Source organism: Serratia sp. Sp408, from assembly GCF_057180665.1.
Window position 1 is genome coordinate 1 of sequence record NZ_JBXUFT010000011.1, and the last position, 21,965, is coordinate 21,965.

General features: G+C 55.2%; 22 protein-coding genes and 1 tRNA gene. 12 read left to right on the forward strand and 11 right to left on the reverse strand.

Annotated features, from left to right (window positions below):
* Positions 1–95 (forward strand): IS3 family transposase (locus tag AC2AXP_RS21500; protein ID WP_130960768.1); only part of this gene is annotated, 95 nt, incomplete at its 5' end.
* A 139-nt stretch (positions 96–234) separates the two neighbouring features.
* Here AC2AXP_RS21500 and AC2AXP_RS21505 read toward each other — a convergent pair.
* The gene (locus AC2AXP_RS21505) at positions 235–855 is read right to left on the reverse strand and encodes a TetR/AcrR family transcriptional regulator (RefSeq protein ID WP_484381920.1); all 621 of its coding nucleotides are present in this window, start codon (positions 853–855) and stop codon (positions 235–237) included.
* A 128-nt stretch (positions 856–983) separates the two neighbouring features.
* Here AC2AXP_RS21505 and AC2AXP_RS21510 point away from each other — a divergent pair, with 128 nt between their 5' ends.
* The 5 genes from AC2AXP_RS21510 to AC2AXP_RS21530 all read left to right on the forward strand — a co-directional run bounded on the left by AC2AXP_RS21510 (position 984) and on the right by AC2AXP_RS21530 (position 7,639).
* Positions 984–2,240: a Tm-1-like ATP-binding domain-containing protein gene (locus tag AC2AXP_RS21510; protein ID WP_484381921.1), complete on the forward strand. Its 1,257-nt coding sequence runs from the start codon at positions 984–986 to the stop codon at positions 2,238–2,240.
* Positions 2,240–3,067 carry a phosphoenolpyruvate hydrolase family protein gene (locus AC2AXP_RS21515; RefSeq protein ID WP_442524883.1) on the forward strand — a complete coding sequence of 276 codons (828 nt, stop codon included), beginning with the start codon at positions 2,240–2,242 and terminating at the stop codon, positions 3,065–3,067. Before AC2AXP_RS21510 ends, AC2AXP_RS21515 begins: the two co-directional genes overlap by 1 nt.
* A 292-nt stretch (positions 3,068–3,359) precedes the next feature.
* On the forward strand, positions 3,360–4,814 hold the full coding sequence (locus AC2AXP_RS21520) for a UvrD-helicase domain-containing protein (protein ID WP_484381922.1): 1,455 nt from the start codon (positions 3,360–3,362) through the stop codon (positions 4,812–4,814).
* Positions 4,808–6,571 (forward strand): TraI domain-containing protein, encoded by a 1,764-nt coding sequence (locus AC2AXP_RS21525; protein ID WP_484381923.1) that lies wholly within the window; start codon positions 4,808–4,810, stop codon positions 6,569–6,571. Before AC2AXP_RS21520 ends, AC2AXP_RS21525 begins: the two co-directional genes overlap by 7 nt.
* A 54-nt stretch (positions 6,572–6,625) precedes the next feature.
* Positions 6,626–7,639, forward strand: coding sequence for a tyrosine-type recombinase/integrase (locus tag AC2AXP_RS21530; RefSeq protein ID WP_484381924.1), 1,014 nt, complete (start codon positions 6,626–6,628; stop codon positions 7,637–7,639).
* A gap of 199 nt (positions 7,640–7,838) precedes the next feature.
* On the opposite strand, the gene AC2AXP_RS21535 is transcribed toward AC2AXP_RS21530, so the two are convergent.
* A tRNA-Phe gene (locus tag AC2AXP_RS21535) sits at positions 7,839–7,914 on the reverse strand.
* Positions 7,915–8,602: 688 nt separating this feature from the next.
* Between AC2AXP_RS21535 and speF the strand changes: the two genes are divergently transcribed.
* Positions 8,603–10,768: an ornithine decarboxylase SpeF gene (gene speF, locus AC2AXP_RS21540; protein WP_273871967.1), complete on the forward strand. Its 2,166-nt coding sequence runs from the start codon at positions 8,603–8,605 to the stop codon at positions 10,766–10,768.
* 62 nt (positions 10,769–10,830) lie between these two features.
* Complete coding sequence (locus AC2AXP_RS21545) at positions 10,831–11,979, forward strand: GGDEF domain-containing protein (RefSeq protein WP_241972093.1); 1,149 nt, start codon at positions 10,831–10,833, stop codon at positions 11,977–11,979.
* A 46-nt stretch (positions 11,980–12,025) separates the two neighbouring features.
* Here AC2AXP_RS21545 and mltC read toward each other — a convergent pair whose 3' ends face one another.
* From mltC to mutY, 3 genes are read right to left on the reverse strand one after another with little or no spacing between them, the layout of a single operon-like run.
* Positions 12,026–13,102: a membrane-bound lytic murein transglycosylase MltC gene (mltC, locus tag AC2AXP_RS21550; RefSeq protein ID WP_004958721.1), complete on the reverse strand. Its 1,077-nt coding sequence runs from the start codon at positions 13,100–13,102 to the stop codon at positions 12,026–12,028.
* Between the two features lie 56 nt (positions 13,103–13,158).
* On the reverse strand, positions 13,159–13,431 hold the full coding sequence (locus tag AC2AXP_RS21555) for an oxidative damage protection protein (RefSeq protein ID WP_004958724.1): 273 nt from the start codon (positions 13,429–13,431) through the stop codon (positions 13,159–13,161).
* Positions 13,432–13,473: 42 nt separating this feature from the next.
* Positions 13,474–14,556, reverse strand: a complete 1,083-nt coding sequence (gene mutY, locus AC2AXP_RS21560; RefSeq protein WP_198773684.1) for an A/G-specific adenine glycosylase — start codon at positions 14,554–14,556, stop codon at positions 13,474–13,476.
* A gap of 165 nt (positions 14,557–14,721) precedes the next feature.
* On the opposite strand from mutY, the gene trmB reads away from it, so the two are divergent.
* From trmB to AC2AXP_RS21580, 4 genes are all read left to right on the forward strand, one after another.
* Positions 14,722–15,441: a tRNA (guanosine(46)-N7)-methyltransferase TrmB gene (trmB, locus tag AC2AXP_RS21565; RefSeq protein WP_004958730.1), complete on the forward strand. Its 720-nt coding sequence runs from the start codon at positions 14,722–14,724 to the stop codon at positions 15,439–15,441.
* A complete protein-coding gene (locus AC2AXP_RS21570) occupies positions 15,441–15,767 on the forward strand; it encodes a YggL family protein (protein WP_004958734.1) in 327 nt (108 codons plus the stop codon). Before trmB ends, AC2AXP_RS21570 begins: the two co-directional genes overlap by 1 nt.
* Positions 15,768–15,878: 111 nt before the next feature.
* Positions 15,879–16,802 carry a glutaminase B gene (gene glsB, locus AC2AXP_RS21575; RefSeq protein ID WP_039992564.1) on the forward strand — a complete coding sequence of 308 codons (924 nt, stop codon included), beginning with the start codon at positions 15,879–15,881 and terminating at the stop codon, positions 16,800–16,802.
* Between the two features lie 41 nt (positions 16,803–16,843).
* Positions 16,844–17,560 (forward strand): YggN family protein, encoded by a 717-nt coding sequence (locus AC2AXP_RS21580; protein WP_004958739.1) that lies wholly within the window; start codon positions 16,844–16,846, stop codon positions 17,558–17,560.
* 218 nt (positions 17,561–17,778) lie between these two features.
* Here the strand turns inward: AC2AXP_RS21580 and hemW are convergent, their stop codons facing one another.
* Genes hemW through AC2AXP_RS21610 form a run of 6 tightly spaced genes read right to left on the reverse strand, consistent with a single transcriptional unit; the run spans position 17,779 to position 21,947 of the window.
* Complete coding sequence (gene hemW / locus AC2AXP_RS21585) at positions 17,779–18,930, reverse strand: radical SAM family heme chaperone HemW (protein WP_198773680.1); 1,152 nt, start codon at positions 18,928–18,930, stop codon at positions 17,779–17,781.
* Positions 18,920–19,516, reverse strand: coding sequence for an XTP/dITP diphosphatase (locus AC2AXP_RS21590; RefSeq protein ID WP_039991745.1), 597 nt, complete (start codon positions 19,514–19,516; stop codon positions 18,920–18,922). Before AC2AXP_RS21590 ends, hemW begins: the two co-directional genes overlap by 11 nt.
* An 18-nt stretch (positions 19,517–19,534) precedes the next feature.
* Positions 19,535–19,828, reverse strand: coding sequence for a DUF167 family protein YggU (gene yggU, locus AC2AXP_RS21595; protein ID WP_004958746.1), 294 nt, complete (start codon positions 19,826–19,828; stop codon positions 19,535–19,537).
* The gene (locus AC2AXP_RS21600) at positions 19,825–20,379 is read right to left on the reverse strand and encodes a YggT family protein (protein WP_004958747.1); all 555 of its coding nucleotides are present in this window, start codon (positions 20,377–20,379) and stop codon (positions 19,825–19,827) included. The genes yggU and AC2AXP_RS21600 overlap by 4 nt, the downstream gene beginning before the upstream one ends.
* 18 nt (positions 20,380–20,397) lie before the next feature.
* Entirely contained in the window at positions 20,398–21,219 is an 822-nt protein-coding gene (proC, locus tag AC2AXP_RS21605; RefSeq protein ID WP_198773679.1) for a pyrroline-5-carboxylate reductase, read from the reverse strand.
* 20 nt (positions 21,220–21,239) lie between these two features.
* On the reverse strand, positions 21,240–21,947 hold the full coding sequence (locus AC2AXP_RS21610; protein WP_004958752.1) for a YggS family pyridoxal phosphate-dependent enzyme: 708 nt from the start codon (positions 21,945–21,947) through the stop codon (positions 21,240–21,242).
* Positions 21,948–21,965: the final 18 nt, after the last annotated feature.

Below are 21,965 nucleotides of genomic sequence, written 5' to 3' on the forward strand. Positions count from 1 at the left end.
TTAATTATATCGAGTGCGATTACAATCGCTGGCGTCGTCACAGTGCCTGTGGCGGTCTTAGCCCGGAACAGTTTGAAAACCAAAACCTCGCTTAGGGCCGTGTCCACATTACGTGGGTAGGATCAAAAAACCATCTAATAGGTGAACGGAGTTCCCGTGAAAAGTGATTATTTTTAGTTGCATCAAAGATGAGTTTGCTTATGAATGGCAAATCATCTTTGGTAGCTCGCCTTTTCATTTGGGCTCTCCCTCAATCACTGCCTGTTTGAGCATTAGCTTGGCACCCCAGGTTGTTAAATCTACGATCTCTTCCTGCTCCAGGCCAAAGGTATCTTTAAGTACGGTCATCGCTTCGGTGCCATAGAGCACTGACATCAACATGACCAGCTTTTGAACTTTGTCCTGTGGGAGTTGAGACTCCAGCGGTGCTAATGCTTCAGTGAGCGCTTCACGGCGGTTACTCTTTTTAAGCAAAGTATCTTCTTCACGTTCCTGCTCCTCATGGCGGGTCTGCCAGCGATGTTGCGAAATGCGCATTGCATCACGCATTAGTCCCTCATGAGAGTACAGTTCCCCATATCCCCAGCTCAGTAATCGGCTGATATTTTCCTCAGCATCCTCCCCCATGGTAGGCCTTTCAACAGACCCTATGACCTGTTTGACGACATACTCAACGAACTCGCTGTGCGTCGTGAAGTAACTCCGGAGGGTGACCTTCGCATATTCGGCTTCGCGGGTGATCTCTTCCGGGGATGGGAATTTGTCTTCCTTGTAGAGCTTCAGCGCTGCGTTAACAAGACGTTCAAGCGTTCGGCGCCGCACTGGTGACAGGTTGTTTTCGTCAAAAAGTTGCATTTTTTTGTCTCGCTCAACAAAAAATATCACACATGATAAAAATATCTTGCAGGTTATAAAATATTAGCCTAGCTTTATATTGCACGATATCAATCAATCTTTCACCCCCTTATCACGGAGTAAGTTGTATGGCCCAGTTTGTGTATGTCATAGGGACTGCGGACACCAAACTCGATGAGTTGGTCTGGCTGAAGTCCTGTTTGCATGCCGCCGGCGTGGATTCACATATCATTGATGTGTCCACCGGAACGCCGTCGGAGATAAGCGAAAACAGCAAGATAGATATTCCGTCGTCTCAGATTGCTGAATATCACCCTGAAGGCGCCGGCGCAGTGTTCTGTAATGAGCGTGGCCGTGCTGTAACGGCGATGTCTGTAGCGCTGACACGTTTTCTGCGCAGCACGTCGGAGGATATCTCCGGACTGATCGGCATTGGTGGATCGGGCGGCACAGCCCTCATTTCATCCGCCATGAAGTCAATGCCGATAGGCATACCCAAACTGATGGTGTCAACCATGGCATCGGGTAACGTTGGCGGTTATGTCGGCGGCGTTGATATCGCCATGCTGTATACCGTCACGGACCTCAGTGGCCTCAACTACCTGTCCCGTACCATTCTGACCAATGCTGCCAACATGATAGCCGGCGCGGTCAACCATGTTGTCGTACCTGACCGGGCACAAAAACCGGTACTTGGATTGACCATGTTTGGCGTGACCACACCATGTATCAACCAGCTGATAACTGTTCTGAATGAACAGTATGACCCGTTGGTGTTCCATGCCACGGGTAACGGTGGTACGTCCATGGAACGCCTCGTTGAGAATGGTGAGGTAGTGGGGGTTATTGATATCACGTTGACCGAAGTGGCCGACCTGCTGTTTGGTGGCGTTCTGGCGTGCCCGGAGACGCGGCTCGATAGTATCGCCCAGACTGAAGTGCCGTGGGTTGGCAGTGCCGGCGCCCTCGACATGGTCAATTTTGGGGAGCCTGACAGCATACCTGAGCGTTATGCTCAGCAAAGAAAGTTTGTCGAGCATAACGCTCAGGTGACGCTAATGCGCACAACACCAGAGGAAAACTACCAGCTCGGCGTGTGGATTGGCGAAAAGCTCAATCGATGCAATGGGCCGGTACGTTTCTTACTACCAGAAGGCGGATTTTCCGCGCTTGATGCTCCTGGCCAGCCGTTCTTTGATCCGAAGGCAAGGCAAGCCTTTGCCGAAGGGCTGGAGTCGACTGTGTTACAGACGAGCCGGCGCCGGATTATCAAAACGCCTCACCATATTAACGCACCTGAATTTGCAGCACTTGTGATTGAGGAGTTCAACGCAGTCATGCAACACCAGGGAACCTCTCATCACTCAGCACCAGGGAAACTTTAATGAATAACTACAAAGTACTTGTTGAAAGTCTGAAACAGAAAGTCGTCCGTGATGAACCCATTATCGGTGCCGGCGCCGGCACCGGTCTTTCCGCGCGCAGCGAAGAGGCCGGCGGTGTTGACCTGATAGTTATCTACAACTCGGGGCGTTTCCGGATGGCCGGCCGCGGTTCTCTGTCCGGCTTGATGCCGTATGGCAACGCCAACCAGATAGTGCGTGAGATGGGCGATGAAGTGTTGCCCGTTGTCAAAAAGACGCCGGTACTTGCCGGTGTCTGCGGTACGGATCCGTTCTGCAACCTCTCGCCGTTTCTGGACGAACTGAAGAGTCAGGGATTTGCGGGTGTGCAGAACTTCCCGACCGTGGGCCTCATCGACGGTAACTTCCGCAAGAACCTGGAAGAGACCGGCATGGGCTATCAGTTGGAAGTCGATATGATACGTCTGGCGCATGAGAAGGGGATGCTGACAACACCGTATGTCTTCAATCCGGATGATGCGGTAGCGATGACCCAGGCTGGCGCGGACATTATTGTCGTGCACATGGGGCTGACTACTGGCGGAGATATTGGCGCCGAAACTGCCCATGACCTTGAGTCCTGTATACCGATTATCAACGCCTGTGCCTGGGCGGCGAAAGCGGTGCGGGATGACGTGATTGTGCTGTGCCACGGCGGCCCTATCGCGGAGCCGGAAGATGCGGCGTATATCCTGGCGCATTGCCCGGATTGTCATGGCTTCTATGGCGCCAGCTCCATGGAGCGACTGCCGACTGAGAAAGCAATTAAAAATACCGTCGAAGTATTTAAAAAAATAAAACGGAATTAATTATTCATTTAATTCCCGAGTAATAAAAAGGGCTTAAATAATGATGGTAGCGCCCTGAATATAATAAAAATATTTAATTTCGCCTCAAACGCCCACGTGGATGATTTATCCACGTGGTCTTTTTGCGGGCTTTTGCCTCACCAAACTGCAGCAGTATGAGTGATAACGGTATATCACCCTGAATACGCCTGAACAGGATAAATCTTTTCTTCCGGGAAAAGAGTTTCCTGTGGTGCGTATCGAACTAACCTGCGCAGCATAGCGCCGGTTCCGTTTTAATGGAGTGCTGCTGATGTCTTATTCTGATACACCTGAACAGGCGGCCGTTATTGGCTGGTCTGGTCACCGCCTGGTCGTCAGGGCGTTTGCCGGCACGGGCAAAACGTCCACCCTGGTGCGCTATGCCCTGGCGAACCCGAACAGCAGGATGCTCTACCTTGCGTATAACCGTGCGGTCAGGGATGAAGCCGAACAGAAATTCCCGTTCAACGTTGAGTGCAAAACGTCGCATCAGTTGGCCTGGCCAAACTTCGGCCGGCATTACCAGAAGAGGTTAACGGGGAATCTGCGGATCACCGACGTTGCCCGCCTGCTTAATACCCGTCACTGGCCGCTGGCCAGAACGGCCATCATGACCTTCAATGCCTTTCTGTGTAGTGGTGACCACGAATTTGGGCCGCAACACCTGCCGGATGAGGATGACCGCAGCGGGGTGTCCGCTGAAAGGATCCTGACTGCCGCACAATTACTATGGCGAGAATCTGCGCGCCAGGATGGCACGTTCCCGGTTACGCACGATGTCTATCTCAAGCTGTATCAACTCTCTCAGCCAGATCTCTCCAGGCGCTGGCAAACATTGCTGTTTGATGAAGCGCAGGATGCCAATCCGGTGACACAAAGTCTGGTGCTGGCGCAGCACTGTAATGTGGTGCTGGTCGGCGATCGTCATCAGCAGATTTACCGCTTCCGGGGTGCCGAGAATGCCCTCGATGCGCCGGCACTGATTGACGCTGAACGGTTGAATCTGACCCACAGTTTTCGATTCGGGCCGGCAGTGGCCAGCGTGGCCAACATGCTGCTGGCCCGCCAGGGAGAAACGCTGCCCGTTGTGGGTGATGGCGGTGAAGACGCAGTGGTCACACGTTTGCCAGAAGAAAACCGGGGAGAGCACGTCACGGTATTAAGCCGAACCGTTGCCGGCGTGATTGGCGCAGCGCTCGATGCCAGTCTCGCCGGCCAGAAGGTGTTCTGGGTCGGCGGTATCGCCGGCTACAAGACTGAGGAGCTCGAGGACCTTTACTGGTTTTCGGCAGACATGCCGGAGCGTATGCGCTCGCCGGTGTTGTCGCGGGAATATCGTGATTTTGATGAATTTGAATCGGTGGCCAAGGCCACGAAAGATCCGGAAATGAACCAGGGTCTGCGCCTGCTTGAACAATATTTCCCGTTACCGCAGAAACTGCAGGTGATGCGTGAGCATGCCGTCACGGACGAAACTCAGGCTCAGGTCACGGTTTCGACGGCGCACCGCAGTAAGGGATTGGAATGGCCGGTGGTCGCCCTGAACGAGGACTTTGCCGATATCACTGACCCGCTGTTACCAGAGGATGAGCGCACGGACGAAACCAATCTGCTCTATGTGGCCGTTACTCGCGCGCGGAATACCCTGGTCATCAATGCCTTGCTTCAGGCGCTTCTCGATGAAGACGCCGGTGATGATATGGAAGGGGACATGGCGGCATGCTGAAGGCGATCAAGGAGCTGCTGGTCGGCACGGCGCCGACCAGGGCTAAATCATCCTCTGTGGCTTCATCGCCTGCTGGGCCGGCGGGGTATTTTATGCCGCAGTCCGCCACGCAGCTGCTGGACTTGCCCGCTCGTAAACAGTGCCTGCAGCAGCTGTGGGAAAACAGCTCACTGCCAAAGGATTTGTACGAGCAGTTTTATCTGCAGCCGCTGCATCACCTGGTGACGTTGATGCAAGTGCTGCCGGCAACCCGGCAGGGTGAGTATGCCAGCGAAGGGGGCCTGGTTGACGTCACGCTGCAGACGACGACCTATGCCGTTCGCCTGGCCAAAGGGCATATGTTACCCCCGGGCGCGGCACCTGAAGATCAGTCAGCGCAAAATATTCTGTGGAACGCGGTGGTGTTTTACGCGGCGCTCTGGCGTTACCTGCCGCAATTAGACCTGGTAGAAGGCGAGCTGCAAAGCGGCCGAGCGTGGTTACCTGGTGTTACGGTTCCCGCCGAACCTTACCGTTTTCGATTCAAGCCGGCGGCGCCAGAACCAGGTATCACGATGAGCCAAAGCGCGTTAATAGCGTGCCGTCTGCTGCCGGCGGAAGCGTTCAACTGGCTGTCTACCCTGCCGGCTGCAGCGCAAGCAATCATGCTGATAGCGTCACGTCAGCCGAGCTCCCTGCCGGTGATTGATAAAATTATCGGGGAGGCCGTCAAGCTGGCGCGCGGTGATGCCATTGTCAACCCAGTGGCCGTTGCCATTCCTTCCTCTCCAATGCCCGTGCCGTCAGAGATATCGCCAGTACCTGTTAGCACATCTGCTGCGCAGGTTGCGCTGGAGAGCAGTGTACCTGGTGTCGATGTGCAAAGTGCTATGTCGGGAGAGCCGGTTCCCGCTGAGGGCCAGGGCAATAGTGTTGACACTGCCGCTGCAGTCAGCTCGGAAGAAGCCATGCCAGCTCCATCCGGTGATGTACTGCTGAGCTCCGCGCTAGATACACCCGTTAATGATTTACCGCTGGCCGAGATGGTTGTTGCACCAGAGCCTGCTGTTGAGGTTGAGGAGGGTGTGCAGGCGCTGCTTTCGCTGATGAATGTCAGTGTATCTGCGCCGGAAGCCCCCGAAATTTTGGCTCAGGAGGACGCGCCCCAGAAGGAGGCTCCGGAGCCTACAGAAAGTGAGCGACCGGCAGCAGATTTACTCAATGTAGTGGATACGGTGACGACATTACCAGAGAAAACTCCGGCCCTTATACATGAAGCATCTGCTTCTGATGAAGTTCCAGCTGTTGCTGAAGCAGTCATACGTCAAGACGAACCTGAAAATTCTGAACCGGTGATGGGGCAAGGAGCCTCTGAGATTGGTAAAGGGGAAGTGCCGATCTCTGAGGAGCATTCAGGGGAGCAGTTCCTGCAGTGGCTGAGTACAGGTCTGACTTCAGGGGAAATTCCTATCAATACGGCAGGCGCCAGGGTTCATCTTGTTGCCGGATTTGTCTTCTTAACTGTTCCAGGGATCTTCTACCTCTACCTTAAGCAATCGGGACTGGAAGGTAATCAACGCGAGGCATTACAGGAGAGCTTTGAGCGATTGGATAAGCACCGACGAGTAAAGGGTAAGCGGTTTTATTTTGCTGAGTTGTACGGAAACCCTGAGCGTACAGGTCCTTTTAAACGTACCAAGGGGTATCTCATTAAAGCGAGTTTGCTCTATCGAGGGGCACCGGTGCCAGCCGACAGTCCGGTACTGGTCATCCCTTGATAGGGATTGTCCGTGTCTTTATATGGCACTTAATTTCAACTGGGGGGATATATCATGAACAAACGAGGAATGATGGACTGGGAAACATTGCTTGAGGAATATTGCTTCTCAAAACCACTCCGACCAGAAACTGAAAGCAGCTACCGAAAAGTGGTCGCAGTTTTCCAAAAATTTATTGGCGAAGATAAGTTTCCGGACGAGGTGACGCATCGTGATTTGATTCTCTGGAGAAGGGACATGCTTGGACGAGGTCTGACTACCAGTACGTGGAATAATAAGGTTCGCCATTTACGGGCGCTTTATAACCAGGGAATAAAGAAAAACTGGCTTACGATTACAGATAACCCGCTTGATGAAACGCAGGTTCCTCCTGGTAGTAAGCGAAAGAAGATACTAAATCGCAATCAGATCGTTAGGCTCAATTTAGTGTTGGCGCAGTTCGAAGAGCGTGAAAAGTTACGAATAGGAAAGCCTCGTCCGTGTGCTCTGTATCCTGTCTGGTATTGGCGCACGGTCATTGATGTGTTGCGTTCTACTGGCATGCGACAAAATCAATTGTTGCATATCCGTCTGATGGATGTCGATTTGGAAGCAAACTCGATGTTGCTTTGTAAAGAAGGCAGCAAGACACATCGTGAGTGGCTGGTACCCATAGTTAGCTTTGTTCGCGAACGCATGCGAATACTCGTAGAAAGAGCTAAAAACCAAGGTGCTGAGCCGGAAGATTATCTGTTTGATGTGGATCGATTTAAAAATCCTCTGGGGGAAGTAGGGCTAGAGCCTGAGATACAGCCTGTACGATCTTTTTTCACTCGGCTGAGTAAGGAATGCGGTTTCAAGGTAAGCCCACATCGATTTAGGCATACTCTGGCAACAGAGATGATGAAGTCACCAGATCGCAACTTGGCTATGGTGAAAGGTCTGCTGGGGCACCGCAGCGTGAGTACAACCATGGAATATGTAGAGTTGGATTTGAAGATAACTGGGCAGGCATTAGAAGACGAGTTGTCTCTCTATATGGACGTGATTCCTGTCCGGGAAGAAGAAGTTAGGCTTGCCTTGACATAACTTTAACAAGCTGTAAAAATCAACAGTGATCGAGAAAAGGACGCCTGTGCTGACACACAGGCATCCTTTTTAAGAGGAACCTAATTATCAATATCGAGTGTGCGGATGTCTCATAAACACTGCGATACCGGGTTTAAGTTCCTTTGTTTCGCCCGTTAAAGGGTTTGCCTCTAACCAGCGTGCTCTTATGCAGAATTAGTGGTGCCCGGACTCGGAATCGAACCAAGGACACGGGGATTTTCAATCCCCTGCTCTACCGACTGAGCTATCCGGGCAACGGGGCGCATTAAACCGTAAAGGCCGCTCGTCGTCAACGGCTTTCTGTCATCAAGCCGTTCGGTTGCTCTATTTTCAGTCAGTTAGCCATGATGCGCCACCGAACAGGGCGGCTGTTCCCTGATAATTATGCAGTAATTGCGTGTTTTTATACCGTTTTGATTTTACTGTGTTTTATTTTAAGTTAATAAATTACAGTAAGTTATGCAAACAATGTGTCGTTATCGTCACAGGAATTGTCACTTGAACCACGCAATAAAACATGCAATCATTGCGCAAATTTTGCCACCCCCTATCACATAACGGCGATCTCGCTAATCAAGCAGAGGATTACGGGCATGACTGGTTTTGTCGCATTAGCGCCATCGCGCACCAGACATTTACAAATGCCTTCCTGCCGCCGTGCGCTTTACCGAACGCCATTCTCCCGATCTTGCCATCTTTATATGCGGTAAGGCCAGCCGATGCTCGCTGTTAGGCATTATTAAAAATAGAGCCAAGGCTCTGATTTTACTGATGCCTATCGGACGCTGCCGATCCCAGTTGCCGATAGTTGCCTGATGCCCGTTCATCAGCCGGTTACGCCTGTCTCAAGCGCTGCCGGGCGTCATTTGCCGGGATAACCGCTGTTATCTCATCGCGTGCCTGTGGCACACCCTCATCCTTAACCGTTTGAGAGTTAGCTCTATGAAAGAATTGAAAATAGCAACCAGCGCCGGCCTGGTTGCCAGTATCGAAACCCTGCGTGAAGTGGTGCGCATCGAGCAGACCGATTATACCGATGTGGCGGCGGTGGTGGTGTCCGTCAAGGACGTTGACGCCGGTATCCTGACGCACTTACAGGCCACCGGGTTTGCTATCCCGACCTTCGTTGCCGTTGAGGGAGAAGATCACCTTTCGCCGGATTATCTGCCGTTTATTACCGGCGTATTCGCCCTGAGCCATGCCACCAAGGCGTTTTACATGGCGCAGCTGGAAGCGGCGGCGGATGCCTACGAGCAGGCGTTGCTGCCGCCGTTTTTCAAAACGCTGAAAACCTACGTTGAAATGGAAAATTCGACCTTTGCCTGTCCGGGGCATCAGGGCGGCGAGTTCTTTCGCAAGCACCCGGCCGGGCGCAAGTTTTTCGAGTTTTACGGCGAAACCCTGTTCCGTTCCGATATGTGCAATGCCGACGTGAAGCTCGGCGATCTGTTGATCCACGAAGGTTCGGCCAAAGACGCGCAAAAACATGCGGCGCGGGTGTTTAACGCCGACAAGACCTATTTTGTGCTCAACGGCACCTCGGCGGCGAACAAGGTGGTGACCAATGCCTTGCTGACGCGTGGCGACCTGGTGCTGTTCGATCGCAACAACCATAAATCCAATCACCATGGCGCATTGTTACAGGCCGGGGCGACGCCGGTATATCTGGAAACCGCGCGTAATCCGTTTGGATTTATTGGCGGCATCGATGCCCACTGTTTCGATGAAGATTACCTGCGCGCGCAGATCCGTGAAGTCGCGCCGCACAAGGCCGGCGAGGCGCGGCCATTCCGCTTGGCAATCATCCAGCTTGGTACCTATGACGGGACTATTTATAACGCTCGCCAGGTGATCGACACCATCGGCCATCTGTGCGACTACATCCTGTTTGATTCCGCCTGGGTGGGTTATGAAGGCTTTATTCCGATGTTGAAGGAGTGCTCGCCGCTGCTGCTGGAGCTGGATGAACTCGACCCGGGCATTTTTGTTACCCAGTCGGTGCACAAGCAGCAGGCCGGTTTTTCGCAGACCTCGCAGATCCACAAGAAAGACGACCATATCAAAGGGCAGAAGCGTCACTGCAACCATAAGCATCTCAACAATGCCTTTATGTTGCACGCCTCGACCAGCCCGTTTTATCCGCTGTTTGCCGCGCTGGACGTTAACGCCAAAATGCACGCCGGCGAGGCGGGGCGTCGCATGTGGATGGACTGCGTGAAGCTGGGGATTGAAACGCGCAAGCAACTGTTACAGCGTTGCTCGCAACTGCAGCCGTTTATTCCGTTACAGGTTGCCGGACAGGACTGGCAGACGTTTGCCACCGATGAAATTGCCAGCGATGCGCGCTTCTTTACCTTTGTACCGGGTGAGACGTGGCACGGTTTTGCCGGCTATGCGCAGGATCAATATCTGGTCGATCCCTGCAAGCTGCTGCTGACCACGCCGGGCATTGATGCGGCTACCGGACAGTACAGCGCGTTCGGCGTGCCGGCCACCATTCTGGCCAACTTCCTGCGGGAAAACGGCATCGTGCCGGAAAAATGCGATCTGAACTCGATCCTGTTCCTGCTGACGCCGGCGGAGAACCCGGCCAAGATGGCACATCTGGTTGATATGCTGGTGCAGTTCGAACGTTACGTGGAGCAGGATGCGCCGCTGAGCGAGGTATTGCCGACGGTATATCGCAAGAACGAGCAGCGCTATCGTGGTTATACCCTGCGCCAGCTGTGTCAGGAAATGCACGATCTTTACGTCAGCTACGACGTTAAGCAACTGCAAAAAGAGATGTTCCGACAGGATCATTTCCCACCGGTGATGATGAACCCGCAGGATGCCAACGTGGAATTCATTCGCGACAATGTCGAACTGGTACCGATCGCCCAGGCCGAGGGGCGCATTGCCGCCGAAGGCGCGCTGCCTTATCCACCAGGCGTGCTGTGCGTGGTGCCGGGCGAAGTGTGGGGCGGGGCGGTTCAGCGCTACTTCCTGGCGCTGGAAGCGGGCATCAACCGTCTGCCGGGGTTCTCGCCGGAGCTGCAAGGGGTTTATATTGAAAAGAAAGATCACGGCTGGAAGCGTATATTTGGTTACATGATCAAGCAGGCGTGATGCAAGGGCCGGCGATGCCGGTCCGAATTGCGGATATGACAAATAGGGCCGGTGCCACTACAGTGAATGGAGCGGTACTGGCAATGAGCATGGTGATGGAAGATAAAAATTATTCTGCCTGGGTGGCAAGCGAAAAGCGTGACTCGATCTTTCACAGTTTTGGCTGGTTTTTATTGGTCAATCTTCTGGTATCCCTGTTTCTGTTTTTTCATCGTTTTCGTTCAACCGATTACGATTCAAGCGCGGATTTCATGCAGAATGCGCCGGCAATCGTCGCGGTATCGCTGGTGTCGGCCCTGGCGTATCTGATGTTGAAGCTGCTCATCCCGCGCAGCAAGCGGGGCGCCTGGTGGGTGCTGGTGGGCTGCGTGGCGCTGTTGGCGCTATTGTGGTGCGTGGTGTTCGATCACCTGATTGACCTTAACGCGGTCAACCTGATTTACCCACTGACCGTAGCGCTGATGTTTTCGTCGCTGATCCCGTTTTACCTGTCCCCAATGCTGCTGTTTCTGTTTTCGGTGCCGATCCTCAGTATGGTGATTGGCGAAAACATTGTGATTCGCGGCGCATTCTCGCTGGTTAACCTGGCGTCATACGCGCTGATATTGATACTGATCTATTCCGCCAAACGGATGCTGGAAAAGTGGTTTATGCTGGCGATGGAACGTGAGCGGGAAAACCAGCGTCTGATTGAGCGCCTGAGCAAGCTGGCGCACCGCGATCCATTGACCGGTCTGTCCAATCGCCGATACTTCAATGCCTACTTCGATTCGGTGTTTGCCCGTGAATCCTCAGGGGTTGAGCACTTCTCGGTGATCCTGATCGACGTTGATTATTTTAAGAAATATAACGATCACTATGGGCATCAGGCCGGCGATGAGTGTCTGGTGCGGCTGGCGGAATGTTTTCTGCGCTGTGTGCGCCGTTCGCAGGATCTGGTTGCGCGTTACGGTGGCGAAGAATTTATCATTCTGCTGCCGAAGTCCGACCGGCGTGAAGCCATGGCGGTGGCCGAACGTATCAAGACGCAGGTGGCGGCGTTGCAAATCCCGCATGCGCAATCCGGCGTGTCGCCCTGGGTCAGCGTTAGCCAGGGCATTGCCCAGTGGCGGCCTGGCGTCGATAAGGAGCGGTTGATCGCCAGTGCCGATCGGGCGCTGTATCAGGCCAAATCTCAGGGGCGCAGCAGTTATCAGGTTGCCGACGGCTAATATAAAAAAGGCCGGGACAACTGCCCGGCCTGGCTGATGGCCGCGCTTAACGGCGGCGGTAACTCTTCTGCGCGTTGTTCACCTTCACCAGATAGCGGCGAGACTCGCCGGCCGGGTGCTTGCTGGCCAACGTGGTGTACACATCGCCCGGCTGCATGCCGTTGATGATGCTGACCGCTTTGGTCCTGTCGCTTGAGAATACCCGCAGTACGCTGCCCGCGCCGCCGTTATAGGCCGTAATCACCGCATAACGCCGTGAGGTCGGGTTCTGAATACCGCCCAGATAGTTATTCTGCAAAATCGCCAGATAAGCGGTACCGGTGTCGATGTTGTTCGCCGGATCAAACAGGTAGCTGCGGCTTGGCGTGCCCCACTTGCCGCGCATCTTGAACACGTCCTTGCCGGCGGTGTGCTGCATCACCTGCATCAAACCCAGCGCATCGGAGCCGCTGACCGCATACGGGTTAAAGCTCGATTCGGTCTGCATGATAGCCAGAATCAACGACTCTTCCACACCGTATTTTTCGGCCGCTTTACGCACCATCGGCAGGTATTTGTGCGCGCGCTTGTCCAGGTGGTTGGGCACCAGTTGCACGGTGACCGAGTAGATCACATGCAGGCCGGAGGTGCGTTTTTGCAGCTTGTTCTGTACCAGATAATCGGCAAAGTGCGAGGCGCGCCATTCCCAGCGGATCGCTTCGCCATTGTTGTCCAGTACCTGGCCGTACAGGAACGGCTCTTTGCTGATCTGAATGTCATTGGCGTCGGAATACAGATCCACCGAGCTCGGATCGTCACCCATCAGCAGGGTGGTAACGATCGCCTTACGCAGGCTGTCGGCCGGATCGGTCGGAGAAATGGTTTCAAAGGTGATGGTGCCCGCATCAAAGTTGATGTGGCTGCGCGTCAGATATTGATCGGTATATTTGACGTAATCTTTCGGCCCGGCGATCAGAACTTCGTTCAGACCCCAGATGTTTTCGATGTTATGGGCGAACTGGCCCATCAGAATGTCGAAGCCGTTGGTGTCTTTAACCCAGGCTTCGTTGAACTCGTCGCTTTTTTTACCGGAACAGGAAATCAGCAAGGGTGCTATCACTAGCAAAGCTAAAATTTTCTTCATCTTAAGCCGTAATATTTTTGGGTGATGCAGGGGCCAGCGCCCGGCCCCAAAACAGATTATTCGCTCGGCGGTGTATAGCCTTCAATGTGGACGTCGTGTCCTTCAAACAGAAAACGCACCATTTCCGCTTCCAGCAGCTTGCGATCGTCCGGGTTCATCATATTGAGCTTTTTCTCGTTGATCAGCATGGTTTGCTTCTTCATCCATTCTGCCCAGGCTTCTTTCGAGATTTCGTTGTAGATGCGTTTACCGATCTCGCCCGGATACAGTTGGAAATCCTGGCCTTCGGCTTCGCGTTGCAGGTAGGTACAAAAAATGGTTCTGCTCATGCTAATTCCTCGTTGATAACGCTAACCCGTTGATAGTTTTCTTTAAAAATCATCCGGGTATAAAGATGGCTGAGCCGGGGGCTGCTTGGCCAGTTGCAGCAGCAGGCGTTCGACCGGTGCGGCCAGCCCGACCGACGGCGGCTGCGCTAAGTTATACCAGAGACCGCTGCCTTCATCCATGGCGCCGCCGACCTGCTGCACCGGCAGCCACATTGGCACGATGTCCAAATGGAAGTGACTGAATGTATGGCGAAATGCGGTTAACTGCTGCAACCGATCGTCTTTCAGACCGCGTTGTTGCAGCCAGAGTTCCAACGCCTGCCGCTCACTGAACTGCGGGAAGCAAAACAGGCCGCCCCACAGCCCGACGGCCGGTCGCTGTTCCAGCCATACGCTCTGGTCACGTTGCAACAATAAAAAGTGGGCCGATTTTTCCGGCAGCGTCTGCTTGGGTTTTTTGCCAGGGTATTTCGCCCAGCTGTGATTGGCATAGGCGATACAGCCGGCGTTGAGTGGGCACAGTTCACATTTGGGTTTGGAGCGGGTGCACACCATGGCACCCAGATCCATCATCGCCTGATTGAACTGGCCGACGCCGTTAGCCGGCGTTACGTCGCTGCTGATTTGCCACAGACGATTTTCAACCTCTTTTTTACCCGGCCAGCCTTCGACCGCATAGCAGCGTGCCAGCACCCGCTTGACGTTGCCGTCGAGGATCGGATAGTGCTGGCCGAGCGACAGCGACAGGATGGCGCCGGCGGTGGAGCGGCCAATGCCCGGCAGCGCGGCGATTTGTTCAAAGGTTGTCGGGAACTCGCCGCCGTGCTGTGCGACAATGGTTTGCGCCGCCTTGTGCAGGTTCCTGGCGCGGGCGTAATAGCCGAGCCCGGTCCACAGATGCAGCACTTCGTCCAGCGGTGCTTCGGCCAGTTGGCGCACGTTCGGAAAACGTGCCATAAATCGCTGAAAATAAGGAATGACGGTGGCAACCTGGGTCTGTTGCAACATGACCTCAGAAAGCCAAACTTGATAAGGCGTCTTGTCGAGCTGCCACGGCAGGGTTTTACGGCCGTAGCGCTGGTACCAGTCAAGCACCACGTGCGAGAACTGCTGTGCTTGCATCATCATCGGGTATCGTATCAGGCTGATATTTGATGCGCGATTGCAGCATAGAGTCCGGGTGGTGTAAACCGGAACTTTCCGACGTTAAAATATGAACACTTGCTAAACCAGTCTATCTTTGCATAATGCGCGTTTCCCTAATTGGCAGCCAAACAGACAGAAAGCACTATGATTAATGACGTCATCTCTCCGGAATTTGATGAGAACGGCCGCGCGATGCGCCGTATCCGCAGCTTTGTGCGCCGCCAGGGGCGGTTGACCAAAGGCCAGCAGCACGCGCTGGAAAACTATTGGCCGGTGATGGGCGTGGAGTATCAGGCGCAGCCTGTCGATCTGACCGCGCTGTTTGGCCGCGATGCGCCGGTGGTGCTGGAAATCGGCTTTGGTATGGGCGCTTCGCTGGTGACCATGGCGGGCAACAACCCGCAGCAGAACTTTTTAGGGATTGAAGTGCATTCGCCAGGCGTCGGTGCCTGCCTGGCCGATGCCCACGAGGCGCAATTGAGCAACCTGCGGGTGATGTGCCACGACGCGGTCGAAGTGCTGGAAAACATGATCCCGGACGGCTCGCTGGATATGGTGCAGCTGTTCTTCCCGGATCCGTGGCACAAGGCGCGCCACAACAAACGCCGCATCGTACAGACGCCGTTTGTTGAACTGGTGCTGCGCAAACTGAAGGTCGGCGGTGTATTCCACATGGCCACCGATTGGCAACCCTATGCGGAACATATGTTGGAAGTGATGAACGGCGTGGCGAATTACCGTAATCTGTCGGAAAGTCACGATTACGTGCCGCGCCCGGACACACGTCCACTGACTAAATTTGAATTACGCGGCCAGCGTCTGGGACACGGCGTTTGGGATTTGATGTTTGAGAGGAAGGCATAATGGCTAACAACCGCAGTCGTCGTTTACGTAAGAAGTTGCACATTGATGAGTTTCAGGAACTGGGCTTTTCCGTCGCCTGGCGTTTCGCCGAAGGCACCGCGGTTGAGGATATCGACGGCACGCTGGACGCGTTCATTGACGAAGTGATCGAGCCGAACGGCCTGGCGTTTGACGGCAGCGGCTACCTGCAATGGGAAGGGCTTATCTGCCTGCAGAAGATCGGTCAGTGCACCGATCAACACCGCGAACTGGTCAAAAACTGGCTGGAAGCGCGCAAGCTGTCCGAGGTAAAGGTCAGCGATCTGTTTGATATCTGGTGGGATTAATCGCCCGAGATTCAGCGTTGGGGCCAGCTGCGACTGGCCCGTTATCGTTATACAGCAGAATTGTTTGAAGGTGCCTTAATGGCGCCTTTGTTTTGTCTGGAGCATGGCCTGGTGGAAATAACATTGGATAACGCGTTGCTGGAAGAGATCCTGCAACAGGTTCGCCCGCTGATCGGCAGCGGTAAAGTCGCCGATTACATCCCCGCGCTGGCTGAAGTGCCGGCCAATCGCCTGGGGATCGCCGTTTGCACCGTTGATGGCAACATGTTCCAGGCCGGCGACGCCGCCGAACGGTTTTCCATTCAGTCGATATCCAAAGTGCTCAGCCTGACGCTGGCGTTGACACGCTATCAGGAAAGCGAAATTTGGCAACGGGTCGGCAAAGAGCCGTCCGGTTTGCCGTTCAACTCGCTGTTACAGCTGGAGATGGAGCAGGGCAAGCCGCGTAATCCATTTATCAATCCCGGTGCGCTGGTGGTCTGCGACATGCTGCAAACCCGGCTCAGCGCGCCCAAACAGCGGATGCTGGAAGTGGTGCGACAATTGGCCGGTGAGGATGATCTGGCCTACGACGCCCGCGTGGCGCGATCGGAGTTCGAACACTCCGATCGCAATGCGGCGATCGCCTACCTGATGAAATCGTTTGGCAATTTTGAAAACGACGTGCTCACCGTACTGCAAACCTATTTCCACTATTGCGCGCTGCGCATGAGCTGTCAGGAACTGGCGCGCGGTTTCGTCTATCTGGCGAACCACGGCCGCGATCTGCAGGGCAATGAGGTGATCACGCCGTTGCAGGCGCGGCAGATCAATGCGCTGATGATGACCAGCGGTATGTACGACGGCGCCGGTGAGTTTGCCTATCGGGTCGGCATGCCGGGCAAGTCGGGCGTCGGCGGCGGTATTGTCGCCATCGTTCCGGACGAAATGGCGATCGTGGTCTGGTCGCCAGAGCTGGATCCGTCCGGTAACTCGCTGGCGGGAACTGCGGCGCTGGAACTGTTGTCTCAACGAATTAGCCGTTCGATTTTTTAATCCCCCGCTGTTACGGTTGGAAGGGAGTCTCAGGAGATACTATGTTGAAGAAAACCGGGTTGGCCTTGCTGTTGCTAACCGCATCACAGGCGCATGCTGCCTATCAGTGTGCCGTCAGGCCACAGGATGACGTGATTATCAGCCAACAGAATGTGCAGGTGGTAGGCACCAGCGGCAATCTGCAAATCTCACCGGATGGCGACGTGACCCGTAACGGGCAGCCGCTGACCCTCAATGATAGCCAGCGCCAGAAGGCGTTCAGCTACCAGAGCGCTCTGCGCAAGGAACTGCCGTGGATAGACAACGGCGCGCAGCAGCACCTGGAAAAAGCCCGTGTGGCGCTGGATAAGGTGATCGTCAAGGAACTGGGCAGCGACAGCAACGTACGCAATCGCCTGACCACGCTCAACCAGCAGCTGAAGCAGCAGATGAACCGCATTATCGAGCACCGCAACGACGGCTTGGCTTTCCATCATAAAGCCATCGATCAGGTCGAGCAGGATGGCCGCAATATCGTGCAGCAAAGTATGGGCGGCGTGCTGCAAGACAGTCTGAACGAAATGGGCGTCAAACAGGCGGCCAACAGCGGCGGTAACCCGTTGCAGGCGATTATGGGCAACCTGGGCGGTTTGCAAAAGGCGATTCAGAACGAGTGGAACAATCAGGAACAGGATTTCCAGAACTTTGGCCACGACGTCTGCAACCGCGTCACCGCGTTGGAAACCCAGCGTAAAGACCTGCTTAATGCCTTGAAGTAACAGCAAAGACGAGTCGCCTGGCGGCAATTTGCCGTGCTGGTTAAACTGCAATCAACCAAAGGCAGTTGTGTTGATGCCAGTGATACTGCGTTATCGCGGTTATACGATTTCGATTGAGGGGCTTTTGCAGGGTAGGGGGATGTGACTCGTCGGCTTCACCATGCAGCTTGATGATACTACCAATAAAAAAGCGCTGAATTCTCAGCGCTTTTTGCTATCTACTCGTCCGCCAAAAACAGCTCCAGCAGCGAATTGAGGAACAGTTTGCCTGTTTCGGTGATTTGCCAGTGTTGCGCCGTTTCGACCAGATAGCCTTTCGCCAACGCGGCGTCCAGCTGCGGGCGGATGGTGCTTTCATCCAGCCCGGTATAGGCGCTGAACTCCGCACGCGGCGCGGCTTCCAACAGGCGGAAACGGTTCATAAAGAACTCGAACGGCCGATCTTCGGTTGCCACTTCATGCTGCTTGTCGAGGTATTTGCCCTGCATAAAACCGCGCGGGTGCTTGGTTTTGGCCGTCCGCACGATGCGCCCGTCGCTGAAGGTCAGTTTGCCGTGCGCGCCGCAGCCAATCCCCAGATAGTCGCCGAAGCGCCAATAGTTGAGATTGTGTTGGCACTGATAGCCCGGCTTGGCGTAGGCCGAGGTTTCATATTGCTGATACCCGGCGGCGCTCAGCAGCGCGTGGCCCTGTTGGAAAATATCCCACAGCGCGTCATCATCCGGCAGGACCGGTGGCCGCGAGCTGAACAGGGTATTCGGTTCGATGGTCAGTTGGTACCACGACAGGTGCGGTGGATTGAGGGCGATCGCCTGGCGCAGATCGTCCAGCGCTTCCGCCAGCGACTGATCCGGCAAGCCGTGCATCAAATCCAGATTAAAACTGCGCAGCCCCAGTCCGGTTGCCAGATGTGCCGCTCGCTTGGCTTCATCCGGGCCGTGAATGCGCCCCAGTCGGGTTAACTTCTCGGCGCTAAAGCTTTGTACGCCGATCGAGATGCGGTTGACACCGGCCCGTTGGTAGCCGCTGAAGCGATCGGCTTCGACGGTGCCCGGGTTGGCCTCCATGGTGATCTCGGCGTCATCGTTCACCCGAATGCGCGCGCGCACGCCATCCAGCAACGACTGCATCGCTTCGGCGCTCAACAGGCTCGGCGTACCGCCGCCGATGAAAATGGTGCCGATGCTGCGCCCGCTGGTCATCGGCAGATCGGCATCCAGATCCGCCAATAGGTGATCGACATATTCCTGATGCGGCACCTCGCCCTTCAGCGCATGCGAATTAAAGTCGCAGTAAGGGCATTTTTGCACGCACCATGGAATATGGATGTAGAGGCTGAGCGGTGGCAGTTGTACGGCATTATTGGGCATTGCGCATCGCTTCCAGCAGCAGCGTCAATGCCTGGCCACGGTGTGATACCGCGCTTTTCTCATCGCGCGACAGTTCGGCGGCGGTGCGTGACAGCGCCGGTACGTAAAAGATCGGGTCGTAGCCAAAGCCGCCCTGACCGGCGGATGCAAAGGTAATTTCCCCGCTCCAACTGCCGTGACAGACCAGCGGCGTCGGGTCTTCCGCATGGCGCAGATACACCAGCACGCAATGGAATTGCGCGCCGCGTTGGCCCTGCGGTAGGTCTTTTAATGCCACCAGCAGTTTATCCAGGTTCTGCTGGTCCGAGGCGTCTTCGCCCGCGTAGCGTGCGGAGTAAATGCCCGGCGCGCCGCCCAGCGCGTCGACCGCGAGACCGGAGTCGTCGGCAATCGCCGGCAGGCCGGTAATTTTTGCCGCGTGGCGGGCCTTCAGGATGGCGTTTTCAATGAACGTCAGGCCGGTTTCTTCGGCCGAATCCACCCCCAGTTCGGTCTGCGCCACCACGTCGAGGCCGAAGTCGGCCAGCAGGTCGGCAAGTTCGCGTACTTTCCCGGGGTTGCCGGTGGCAAGAACCACTTTTTGCATAGTCATAACCTTGAATAATTACTCTGTGTACAACGCCGCGATGGTCGGCGGTATCTGGTGCGGATGCATAATGCGTAGCTGCTTATGCCGCCCCAGTTCACCCTTTTCGATCGTCACGTTGCTTTTTGCTACTTTAAACTGCTTGGCAATAAACTTGAGCAGATGCGCATTGGCCTGGCCATCAACCGGCGGGGCGGTGATGGCGACTTTGATTTCGTCGCCATGCAGGCCAATAATCTGGTCTCGGCTGGCTTTCGGCTGAATATACAGCCTGACCACCAGCCCGTCTTGTTCAACGCTGACGGCACTCACAACAAGAACCAGATCTCACCGAACAGATCCATACCCAGATAATTGATCAGATACAGAATCAGAATCACCACCATGGCCGAAAAATCAATGCCGCCCATCGCCGGGATCACGCGGCGGATCGGCGCCATCAATGGCTCGGTCAACTGATACATCACGTAGTCGATGGCGTTGCGCCCCTGGCTGATCCAACTCATCAGCGCGCGGATAATCATCACCCAGAAGATCAGATAACCGGCGGATTTAACCAGTGAAATCAGGCCAAACAGCAGGTTGTACGGACTGAGGGAGATGGCGCCGCCCTGGATCAGCAACAGCAGCGGATACTTGATGGTCATCAGCAGGAAAGCCAGCAGCAACGACGCGCTGTCGATCGGCCCCAGCGACGGAATGATGCGGCGCAACGGGCCGACAATCGGCTGGGTGATTTTCACGACAAACTGTGAAAACGGGTTGTAGAAGTCAGTGCGCGTCCATTGCATCCAAATGCGCAACAGCAGCACCATGACGTAAAGATCAATAACCGTCTTGACCAGAAAAGTCAGCGTTAACATGTAGTGGCCCTTCTCCTATTAAAATGATTTTTCCATTTCTTGTGCACGGGCAACGGCAGCCTGCATCGCCTTGGCGACGGTGTCGGGCAGCCGTTGTTCATTCAAAACGCGCAGCGCTTCGGCGGTGGTGCCGCCTTTTGAGGTGACCTGTTCCCGCAGGGTCGACAGCGCAAGCTGTGGATTGGCCTCCACCAGGGCGGCGGCGCCGCTGGCGGCCTGTTGTACCAGCTCGCGCGCCTGCTGGCTGCTAAAGCCCATGCGTTCCGCTTCTTGCTGCATCGATTCCATAAACAGGAAGAAGTAGGCCGGCGCGCTACCGGCGGCGGCGATGACGCCGTTGATGCCGTTTTCGTCATCCACCCAGCACACCTTGCCGACCGAACCCATCAGCTCGCCGGTGAACTCGCAATCTTGCCGGCTAACCTGCGCGGGGGCGTACAGACCGCTCATGCCTTTGCCAACCAGCGAGGGGGTATTTGGCATGATGCGCACCATATTCAGGTTGTCGCCCAGCAACTGATAAAAACGGCTGACCTGGATGCCGGCGGCAATCGACAGCACCAGTTTGCCGCTAAAATCGACCTGCTGGCGCAGCGGTTGGCACACCTGTTCCATCAGCTGCGGCTTTACCGCCATTACCACCACCTCGGCCTGCTGCGCACAGTAGAGGTTGTCGTCGCTGCTAATCACGCCGTAATCGGCGGCCAGCGCATCGCGGTTTTTCGCCGAAGGCGCGCAGACGCTGATTAATTGTGCCGGATAACCGCCGTTCACCAACCCGGCGATAATCGCACGCGCCATGTTGCCGGCGCCGATAAAGGTAATCTTACGATGTTGCATTGCGTCCCTCGTTGGTTCTGTCAGGCCTGCGAATAATCACGGGCGCCAAAAATCGCGGTGCCGATGCGCACCAGGGTGCTACCGGCGGCGATTGCTGCGACCATGTCGTCAGTCATGCCCATCGATAGCGTGTCGACCTGCGGATAGTCCTGTTGCAACTGCTGGAACGCCGCGGCCATTTGGCGAAATACCGCCAGCTGGCGCGGAAAGTCGCTCTCCGGCGCCGGTATTGCCATCACACCGCGCAGCGTCAGCCGTGGCAGTGCCGCTACCGCCTGCGCCAACAGCGGCAACTGTGCCAGTTCAATGCCGGATTTGCTCTGTTCATCGCTGATATTAATCTGGATCAGCACGTTCAGCGGCGGCAGTTCAGCCGGGCGCTGATCGCTCAGCCGCTGGGCAATACGCAGCCGGTCAACCGTGTGGCACCAGTCGAAATGCTCTGCCACCAAACGGCTCTTATTGGATTGCAGCGGGCCGATAAAGTGCCATTCCAACCCGGCACCGTCGGGCAGCGCGGCGAAATGACGGATCTTGTCGACGCCTTCCTGCACGTAATTTTCACCAAATGCCCGCTGCCCGGCGGCAATGGCTTCTGCGATCGCCGCGACAGGTTTGGTTTTACTGACTGCAAGCAGCGACACCTCTTCTGGAGCACGCGCGCAGTTTACGGCTGCGGCATCAATACGCCCCCTGACATCCTGCAGGTTCTGTTGGATAGTGCTCATGATTGACCCAGGAGATTG

Bases quoted from the DNA above. Each gene is read 5' to 3' on its own strand.
- AC2AXP_RS21590 (WP_039991745.1), bottom strand. From the start codon at position 19,516: ATGCAAAAAGTGGTTCTTGCCACCGGCAACCCCGGGAAAGTACGCGAA.
- trmB (WP_004958730.1), top strand. From the start codon at position 14,722: ATGATTAATGACGTCATCTCTCCGGAATTTGATGAGAACGGCCGCGCG.
- AC2AXP_RS21520 (WP_484381922.1), top strand. From the start codon at position 3,360: ATGTCTTATTCTGATACACCTGAACAGGCGGCCGTTATTGGCTGGTCT.
- AC2AXP_RS21600 (WP_004958747.1), bottom strand. From the start codon at position 20,379: ATGTTAACGCTGACTTTTCTGGTCAAGACGGTTATTGATCTTTACGTC.
- AC2AXP_RS21530 (WP_484381924.1), top strand. From the start codon at position 6,626: ATGAACAAACGAGGAATGATGGACTGGGAAACATTGCTTGAGGAATAT.
- AC2AXP_RS21580 (WP_004958739.1), top strand. From the start codon at position 16,844: ATGTTGAAGAAAACCGGGTTGGCCTTGCTGTTGCTAACCGCATCACAG.
- mutY (WP_198773684.1), bottom strand. From the start codon at position 14,556: ATGATGCAAGCACAGCAGTTCTCGCACGTGGTGCTTGACTGGTACCAG.
- AC2AXP_RS21505 (WP_484381920.1), bottom strand. From the start codon at position 855: ATGCAACTTTTTGACGAAAACAACCTGTCACCAGTGCGGCGCCGAACG.
- AC2AXP_RS21525 (WP_484381923.1), top strand. From the start codon at position 4,808: ATGCTGAAGGCGATCAAGGAGCTGCTGGTCGGCACGGCGCCGACCAGG.
- AC2AXP_RS21510 (WP_484381921.1), top strand. From the start codon at position 984: ATGGCCCAGTTTGTGTATGTCATAGGGACTGCGGACACCAAACTCGAT.
- speF (WP_273871967.1), top strand. From the start codon at position 8,603: ATGAAAGAATTGAAAATAGCAACCAGCGCCGGCCTGGTTGCCAGTATC.
- hemW (WP_198773680.1), bottom strand. From the start codon at position 18,930: ATGCCCAATAATGCCGTACAACTGCCACCGCTCAGCCTCTACATCCAT.
- AC2AXP_RS21610 (WP_004958752.1), bottom strand. From the start codon at position 21,947: ATGAGCACTATCCAACAGAACCTGCAGGATGTCAGGGGGCGTATTGAT.
- AC2AXP_RS21515 (WP_442524883.1), top strand. From the start codon at position 2,240: ATGAATAACTACAAAGTACTTGTTGAAAGTCTGAAACAGAAAGTCGTC.
- mltC (WP_004958721.1), bottom strand. From the start codon at position 13,102: ATGAAGAAAATTTTAGCTTTGCTAGTGATAGCACCCTTGCTGATTTCC.
- proC (WP_198773679.1), bottom strand. From the start codon at position 21,219: ATGCAACATCGTAAGATTACCTTTATCGGCGCCGGCAACATGGCGCGT.
- AC2AXP_RS21555 (WP_004958724.1), bottom strand. From the start codon at position 13,431: ATGAGCAGAACCATTTTTTGTACCTACCTGCAACGCGAAGCCGAAGGC.
- AC2AXP_RS21570 (WP_004958734.1), top strand. From the start codon at position 15,441: ATGGCTAACAACCGCAGTCGTCGTTTACGTAAGAAGTTGCACATTGAT.